The organism is Parasulfuritortus cantonensis (assembly GCF_004337445.1).
GTDB lineage: Bacteria > Pseudomonadota > Gammaproteobacteria > Burkholderiales > Thiobacillaceae > Parasulfuritortus > Parasulfuritortus cantonensis.
Genome location: NZ_SJZB01000023.1, coordinates 1 through 8,104 on the forward strand (window position 1 = coordinate 1; position 8,104 = coordinate 8,104).

Below are 8,104 nucleotides of genomic sequence, written 5' to 3' on the forward strand. Positions count from 1 at the left end.
AGATCGGTTCGGCCAAGCGCAAGGGCGAGATCATTCCGGAGCTGGACGATCTCCTTGAAGACAACTTCTGCGATATGACGGCGACGGTGACGTTCCAAATCAGATTTCCAACTATTTATCCAAGAACTTCATGACTGTCGCGGGCTCGATAAAAGTCATCCGTGATGAGATCCAGAGCCAAGGACCGCTGGTATGTGCTGACCCGAACAAGGCACAGGACTTGGAGAAGAAGCGCGAGAAGGCACTGCTGAAAGAGTTTGAGACCTACAAGGCCTTCACCGGACGCAAGATCAAAGAGATCCGCGCCTTGAGGTACTGTGCGTGCCGGTTTCCGCGCTGCGTGGGCAGCCAAGGACTATCAAACCATCATCGGCATTGCCAACAAGCTGCCAGAGGAAACGCTGCAGGAAGACGAGAAGCTGCTGACGCTCTTTGACCTCGCTGACCAGAACGGAGGACGGACTATAGCAAAATCACGCACATCAAGCTGGATAACTTCACGTCCTTGCCGGATTGGATCAGGCGTTTTCGCAAGGAGTCAACGTCATCATCGGGTGCAAATGGCACTGGCAAAACGCACTTGCTGGAAAGTGCTGTATCGGAATGCGCAGTGACCGTGGGCGAAGACAGATAAGGGCTTTGCACTCAGCTGCGCAGTGTTTTCAACCGCATGAGGGTCGCATGGGCCGTTTGGCACGTCGGCAATCAACCAGCGTCAAAACCAAAGCCGTGGTCACCCGCGAAGGAGGCGTAAAGCTGGCGCAGAGTTTTCTAATCACACCAACAAAACCTGAGGATGTGAAGGTCACTGGCGAGGCATCCTGGAAAAAGAAGAGCTGGCCAGCGCCTATATCCGGTCAAGGAAATGCTGGCCACGCGCCAGGCTTCCTGCCACGGCAGCAAGCGGGAATTGCCTTTGAAGAAGTCTATGTGGACATCATCAAGCGTGCCTTCCTCCCCAAGTTGATGGGCCGACCGACAAAGATCGGCAGCGCCTGCTGACTGCACTACAGAAGGCTCGACGGCAAGGTGGTGCGAAAGGCGGCATTTTTCCTCAAGAACAAACAGGGCGATCTCGATTCAACTGTTGGCGGAGGGCATGCGCAGCTGGCTTGATCTGGTTGCTGATCAGAAGGCACATTGCTCTCGGGCTCGGTGCTGTTTGGGATGAGCCGAGCATGAATCCAGCTTTGATGGGCGATGTGGTCGAGGTGATCCTGGAGTGCAACGAATGGCGGCAGGTGTTTTGACACTCACACTATGTTCTGCTGAAGGAATTCGATCTGCGCAAGCAGAAGGACGACAGATTCGATATCTGTGCTGTTCGGGAGAGACGGAAGCTGTCGTCGCCAGGCAAGCATAGCTATCTTGGCGTTGTCCCATGGATTGCGCAGTTCAGCGATCTTGTACGACGTGAGCTCAAGCGCAGCTGGGAGGCATCAAACATGAGGTGCTTGCCGAAGATGATCTGCAAATCATTGCCAGCAGGCGTGCTGGCCGGAAGTTCGATGATGAGACCAGTCATGGCTGAGCCATTGCATGAGCCGTGGATTTATCGTCGAGTTGGACGATCGACATATTTGTCGAGTTCAAGACCCGAAATCCAATGCAAGCCCAGGACAGGCTGGTTCCTCAAGAATTCATGAGTGGCGCAATTGTAGCGATCTCAAGACAAGTATGGGATTCGTGGTTGTACGAGTACGCCGAAGGTAGAGCGAAGAAACTTTATTACCTGGTAATGATCGGCGCGAGTATGTCCGATGCCGACTGATAACGCGAACGGATGCCTGAAGCGCAGATCCCTATGAATGGACCCGCAATCGTCCGGTGGAAAAAACCATTGTGGCGGTTGTGCAGTGATGAATTTGCTGCCTGGAACAAAACTTGGACACATGCGGCAAGCCGGGTCGGTCCATTGAGCTTTACCATCGGCGATTGGTGTTGGTTTACCCCGGCAGGCATCGCCCTGCCGTGTGATCGAACGCCAGGACGTATGGGGCGAGTGGCTTACCGCGTCTGGTTCCGGCCAAGGACGCGGTGGTGCGGCCCGGGCGGGCTGGCCTCGCTGGAAAGCGTGCGCCCGGGTGGAGCAGATCTGCACACCACGGGGCTGCCAAGCTGCTGGATGCGCTGGAGGACAACTGCTATTGGCCGATCCAGTCCCAGCGTGGTGCCGCTGCGCATCAGCTCTATGGCTGAACCGGCGCGATCAGCCGCGATCGCATCCGCTACCTGGCTGGCCGATGAGTGGGCCTCGGCAAGACCATGGCAGGCCTGGTGCTGGCGCGATTGAAGTTGCGTGGCCGGTGAAGCGCATCCTGGTGGTGGCGCCCAAGGGCTGGTGGCCAATGGCAGCGGAGATGCGTCTGCACTTCGGCGAGAAGTTTCAGTTCATCGAGCCATCCGAGCTGGCGGCCTTCCGCAGTGGCGCAGCGGCGGCGCGGGGAGGAAGAAACCTGTGGCGCATGCCAGCCCAGTGATCTGCCGCCTGGATTCGGTGAAGCCGCTGGAAGGCCGTCGCGGCTGGAGCCTGGAACAACTCACACCTACACGCGAGCGCTTCGAGGACCTGATCTCAGCATCGGTGGGATTGGTCATCATGACGAAGCCACCGGCATGGGCGGCAGCACGAGCAGGGTGGCCGCTACAAGTGGGCGCGGCTGGCCGAAGCCTCACCTATCTTTGCTGCTATCGGCCAGGCGCAACAGGGTAGACGACATTATGCGGCTGATGCAGTTGCTGGACCGGGAGCCTTCCCGGACGAGAGCAGCGTCAGCGTGACCGGGTACGCCCTTTGTGATCCGCACCGAGAAGCGTGTGTCCATCAATGCGAGGGCAGCCGCTGTTCAAGCCGCGTGTCCCCGGCTGCAGGCGGTGGCCTGGCAGAGCCGGCACGGCTCGCAGCAGCGGCTATACGAGGCGCGGTGACCGACTATGTGCGCCACGGTTACAACCAAGCTATGGCGGCCAAGCAGCGCCACATCGGGTTCTTGATGATCCTGATGCAACGGCTGGTGACATCCAGCACGGCAGCCATCCGCACCACACTGGAAAAGCGCCAAGCCCTGCTTGAAGCACCGCAGCCCCAGGCCAACCTGTTCGAGAAACACCAGCGCAGACGAGTGGGCGGACCTGGACGGCCAGTCCCAGGTGGATCTGGCCATGCAGTCCAGCGGCTGGGAGTTGGAGAAGTCCGAAGTCGAGATGCTGCTGGAATTTGGCGCGGGAAACCGAAGCCCAGGCACCGATGCCAAGGCCGAGGCGCTGCTGGAGCTGATTTACAAGCTGCAGCAGGAAGAAGGTGACCCGGCGCTGAAGGTGCTGATCTTCACCGAGTTCGTGCCCACGCAACGATGCTGGCCGATTACCTGGAGAGCCGTGGCTTCTCGGTGACGACGCTCAACGGCAGCATGGACCTGGAAGCGCGCACCCGCGCACAGCAGGCGTTCTCCAATGATGCGCGTGCTGATCTCGACGGACGCGGGTGGTGAAGGTCTGAACCTGCAGTTCTGCACGTCATCGTCAACTTCGACATGCCGTGGAACCCGATGCGGATCGAGCAGCGCATTGGCCGGGTGACCGCATTGGACAGAAGCACGTGGTGCGTGCCATCAACTTCGTGCTCGAAGACACCGTGGAGCACCGCGTGCGCCAGGTGCTGGAAGAAAAGCTGGAAGTCATCGCACAGGAGTTTGGCGTCGACAAGGCGGCCGATGTGATGGATTCGGTTGAGCCGACCCGATCTTCGACGAACTGTTCGTGCACGGTCTGCAGAACCCGGATGCCATCGAACAGGAGTGCGACGCGGTGTGTCGCAGTTGCGAACCACCCTGGCGGAGTCGAAGAAGAATAGCGATCTGCTCACTACTGAACATGATCTGGATGCCGATGATGCCCGCAAGTGGCGCGACCACCCAGCGCAGTTCTGGCTGGAGCGCGCCATCACCAGCGGGCTGGCCGCCCGTGGTGGCTCGGCCACCAAGGTGGGCAATGCGTGGCGGGTGAAATGGGCAGACGGCAGCGAGTCGGCACAGGCTTGCTTTGACGCCCGCACGCGCGGATGAGAACCCGGAGTTGGAATGGTCACGATGGAAGATCCACGCGCGCCCGTGCTGTGATCAGCGAGCTGCCGCGCTTTGTCGCCGGCCAGCCACTGCCGGTGATCCGCGTGACCGGGCTGCCGGATTCAGTACGCGGCATTTGGTCGCTGTGGGAGATCAGTCTGGCGGCTGAAGGCTTGAGTCGGAAGCGCTTCCTGCGGTGTTCATCAACGAGGAAGGCCGGCCTTCGTGCCAACCGCCAAGCGCGTCTGGGATCTGCTGCTGACCGAACCGGGACGTGCATGCCGTGACGGGCCGAGGAGTCGGTGAAGTGGTTCGAGGCATCCCATGCCACCGCCAGTACCCAGGGTGAGCGGATTTTAACGAGCTGTTGAACGAACACCGTGAGCGCCTGAAGGAAGCTGAGAACGAAGTGCGCGTGCGCTGTATGCCTTCGAGGCCCGGGCCAGGCGATCGGCGGATAGGTTGCCCGCTGTGCGTGAGCATCGGCGCAAGCGACTGCAACAGGAAACGATGCACGTATGGCGGCCCTGGATGACATGGAGGCCAGCGTGCCGATTTGAATGCCGTGATGATGGTGCGCGTCTCCGGTGATGCGATGCCCGGAGGACAGGTGGGATGAGCCAGTGGTCAAAACGCATTCTCACTTCACACGGCCGACCTCACCGGCTGTGGGTGGCCTGCGACCCCGACGATGTGCTGCTCGACGAAAAGCTGTTGTCCGAGCTGCGCGACCGGGCTTCGAGGTGTGCTGTACGAGGACCCGTTTGCCTTCCGGGCGGAATACGGAAGAACGGTATCGCGCCGCATGGGATCGCGGTGAGCCGGGACCGGCGCCTTCACTGTTCTGCATCTGCCGCAGGCCGATGCGATGAGCTGCCGTGGGACATCGTGCACACGGGCGCGTGGTACGGGTCAGCCTGCGGAGCTTTTCCCAGGGCTGGCCTCAGGCTATGCGCAGGGTAGAACAGAGCATCTGCGGGGCTGTTTTATGCCCACAGACGAGTTGCAGTCAGCGCGCGGTGAAACGAGTCGAAAGATTTCATCCTCGAACATGTCTATCAACTGACGCCGCGGTCCATTGCAACCCGGTGGATTCTGGGCGAGTTGCTGGCGGATGGCACTTCGAACGGTCATGCCGCCGTATTGCACTGCAGCGGCGGGCATTATCAGAGCAAAGGCTGTTCGCGGATAGCCCGTGCACATGGTTGGCGTCCAAGAGTGGCCTGCTACGGGTGGTGCAGGACGCGTGGTATCGCTACCTGGCGAACTTGGGACTGGATGGCACGCGCACAGGGGACGCAGCGGAGTATGTCGCAAGATCCAGATTCCCTTCGATCACTCCGATGTGCAGGTGCTGGTCGATTCCATGTTTTCGACGGCACTTGCACCCGCTGGCGGTGCACAGTGTCCCGGGGGGATGCCGAGCTGGATTAAGGCCGGCATTGGTCCAGGACCCCGCGGCGTGCAGGCCTTGGTACTCAAGGCATCGACGGTCTGATGTGCGCTGCCACGGAAGCTGCTCGCACAAGGACTGGAGCGAGTTCGCCAAGCGCTACGGGCGAGATCCTGGCTCGAACACATACCTGGCCCGGCGGGAAGGCACGGAGTATCTTCTGCTATGGGTCAACAGATCGACGACCGCATCAAGACGCTGCAGGCGCAATCAGACGAGCGGCTGCATGCTTGGGTCGCGGCCAAGCATTACGCCGACCTGATTTTGCAGCCGGTCACCAAGGGCCCGGTGATGGTGCATCACGTTCCGCGCTTCTTGCGGCATCGGCGTTCTGCTGGTGAAGCGAAGGTCGCTTTGCTGGTATTCGATGGGCTCGCATTGACCAGTGGGTGCAGATCCGGGAGCGGCTGATCGCCAGCACGAAGCGCTTTGCGTTCGATGAGGGAACGGCGTTCGCGTGGCTGCCCACTGTGACATCTGTGTCGCGCCAGCACTGTTCTCTGGCCTGAAGCCTCGTGAGTTCGACGACTCGATTGATCGGACCGACAAGGAGAGTCCCTTGTGGAAAGACGTTCTGCAGAACGAAGGCGTCAACCCAAATCAGGTGATGTATCGCCGCGCGCTGCGACAGATCCAATCAGCTCGATGCACTGGAATCGGATTTGACAGACCGGCATCCAAAGTTCTGGCCTGGTGATCGATGAGGTGGCACGACCGGCTCCACAAGGAGCGATCGAAGAAGGACGTGCCCATGTGGGGTTGGGAACTGGTTGGCGACCGCTTCGTTGATCGGCTGTTCTCGCTGCTGCTGCTGGATAAGGGTTACCACATCTACCTGACGGCAGACCACGGCAACGTCGAGTCCACCGGCGTCGGTAGCCCAACCAGGGCGTGATTGCAGAGACGCGCGGCGAACGCGTTCGGGTCTATCGTAGCGAACACTTGCTGGCCGATTCCGCTGCGGCCTATCCCACCACGGTCAGGTTGGACATTGCAGGACTACCCGCGAACTTCATGCCCTATTCGCAGCGGACGAACTGCCTTTGTGCCTGAGGGCGAGCAGGTGGTAGTCCACGGCGGGGTGTCGGTCGAAGAGTTGACGTCGGCCCTTTGTGAAAGTCAAATATGTGATTGGTACCGAAATGAATTCATCAGCCCCTCAATAGGCTTCGATCGGTTCATTCAGCTTGATTGGGCGACTGCGGCACTGAATGTTCGTGCTGGCGCGGCTGGACTAGATGATCTGAATGCACTGCTCGATGCAGCCGGACTTGGCGTCGAAGCCAAGAAGAAAACACCACACCGTACTGAACCGGCTGTGGCTAGAGCCGCGCGCCGAACTTGTCGATTACGCGGATCGCGGCGTGGCCATCCATAAGACGCATTCGGACATTCCAGTCGCCGCGCTGTGCTGGGATGGCTGTTGCGACGTACCCGTTCTTCGCAAAGGTGGCCGAATTGGTGGGGCCCGCCTGTCCGCCATCCAGGGCGACTGCGCATCCGCCGAAGTGCACCGGCGCATGAGTGAGACTTACGGGGAGCGCGAAGGAACACGGCGCATGACCAACATGGTCATCCAGAGCCAGGCGAGTTGGAGCGCTGTGGAGCGCGTGGAGAAGGGCAAGCGCGTTGTCCGGCTTAACACAACAGCGATCGAGAACGACGAACTTACGGCATGGCTGATCGAGGCGGCTGTGCGCTACGCGGGCAAGCCCGTTTCTGTGCCAAGTCTGCAATCGCTGCCGTGTTGTTTCCGTTCGCCCTGACGCGGCCCTTGGCATACGTGGTGTCGAAGCAGCCGAATCTAAGCCTTCGGTCGGAAGGCCCGAGCAACCAGTTCGTCGCTTTGCGGCAAAGGTAGCAATGCTCGTGTCTACGCCACTCTCCTGCAACGCGGCAGATTGGCGAAGTAGAACGGCATCCGGCGTAGTGCGTTCAAGCCCTGTCCCCTGGCTGTTTTCCGTGAGGCTGAAGGAAGATAACGACGGTAAGCACTCAAATAGACGTTCCGCATAGACGAAACCCATACGCCTGACCGCTCTGATCGAAATACAGCAGCCAAGCGGCAAGCAGCGCCAGCGAAATGAGCAACGTCAAGCTGCGGCGAGCCCGGATCGGCAAAGTGCACAGGATCAAAGTGGGGGCGTTACCTGGAGAACCTTTGCAATCAGCAATCCGTAAAGGATACCCAGGAGGCACGACACGATACCGACGGGCTTCATCGCCAGCATATTGCGATGAAATCCATAGGCAATGTTCTTTTCAGCAAGAGCTGCTTGTTAGAACGCGTGAGTTCGCGAAGCCGTTTGGTTGCACCGATGTATATGTCGTCTGCCTTGTCGGGGCTTGCTGACTCTTCCTCTGCCGTCGGCATGACAATACCCAGCTTGGCCGTGATCGCCGTGTGTAGCGTTGCTTGCTGACGCTATCGAGAAAATTATCACGATGGCGTAGAGCGATGGTTGTAGGCATGCCGCCCCACTTTGCAACCAGAATCTCTTCTAGTTTTTTCCCGCGTCACGAGCCACGCTTGCAAGTGACATAAATGGCGCCGCAGCCGCCAAGCAAGCCAATTACACCTGTAAGC

The 8,104-nt window shown here is 59.6% G+C and carries 10 protein-coding genes; all 10 read left to right on the forward strand.

The window, feature by feature from the left end; genetic code table 11:
• The first annotated feature begins 130 nt into the window (after positions 1-130).
• Positions 131-436 carry a hypothetical protein gene (locus EZJ19_RS06310; RefSeq protein WP_206199341.1) on the forward strand — a complete coding sequence of 102 codons (306 nt, stop codon included), beginning with the start codon at positions 131-133 and terminating at the stop codon, positions 434-436.
• Positions 437-681: 245 nt separating this feature from the next.
• Positions 682-1,002 carry a hypothetical protein gene (locus tag EZJ19_RS06315; protein ID WP_131445692.1) on the forward strand — a complete coding sequence of 107 codons (321 nt, stop codon included), beginning with the start codon at positions 682-684 and terminating at the stop codon, positions 1,000-1,002.
• A gap of 110 nt (positions 1,003-1,112) precedes the next feature.
• Positions 1,113-1,250 carry a hypothetical protein gene (locus tag EZJ19_RS15810; protein ID WP_165873490.1) on the forward strand — a complete coding sequence of 46 codons (138 nt, stop codon included), beginning with the start codon at positions 1,113-1,115 and terminating at the stop codon, positions 1,248-1,250.
• A 1,056-nt stretch (positions 1,251-2,306) separates the two neighbouring features.
• A complete protein-coding gene (locus EZJ19_RS16020; RefSeq protein ID WP_206199342.1) occupies positions 2,307-2,480 on the forward strand; it encodes a hypothetical protein in 174 nt (57 codons plus the stop codon).
• A 682-nt stretch (positions 2,481-3,162) separates the two neighbouring features.
• Entirely contained in the window at positions 3,163-3,393 is a 231-nt protein-coding gene (locus EZJ19_RS16025; RefSeq protein ID WP_206199343.1) for a hypothetical protein, read from the forward strand.
• Between the two features lie 208 nt (positions 3,394-3,601).
• Positions 3,602-3,853, forward strand: coding sequence for a hypothetical protein (locus EZJ19_RS16030; protein ID WP_206199344.1), 252 nt, complete (start codon positions 3,602-3,604; stop codon positions 3,851-3,853).
• Positions 3,810-4,064, forward strand: coding sequence for a hypothetical protein (locus EZJ19_RS16035; protein WP_206199345.1), 255 nt, complete (start codon positions 3,810-3,812; stop codon positions 4,062-4,064). The genes EZJ19_RS16030 and EZJ19_RS16035 overlap by 44 nt, the downstream gene beginning before the upstream one ends.
• A 1,618-nt stretch (positions 4,065-5,682) precedes the next feature.
• On the forward strand, positions 5,683-5,928 hold the full coding sequence (locus EZJ19_RS16305; RefSeq protein ID WP_240754682.1) for a hypothetical protein: 246 nt from the start codon (positions 5,683-5,685) through the stop codon (positions 5,926-5,928).
• 289 nt (positions 5,929-6,217) lie between these two features.
• Complete coding sequence (locus EZJ19_RS16310) at positions 6,218-6,412, forward strand: hypothetical protein (protein WP_240754683.1); 195 nt, start codon at positions 6,218-6,220, stop codon at positions 6,410-6,412.
• Positions 6,413-6,764: 352 nt separating this feature from the next.
• The gene (locus tag EZJ19_RS06330; protein WP_240754684.1) at positions 6,765-7,283 is read left to right on the forward strand and encodes a hypothetical protein; all 519 of its coding nucleotides are present in this window, start codon (positions 6,765-6,767) and stop codon (positions 7,281-7,283) included.
• Positions 7,284-8,104: the final 821 nt, after the last annotated feature.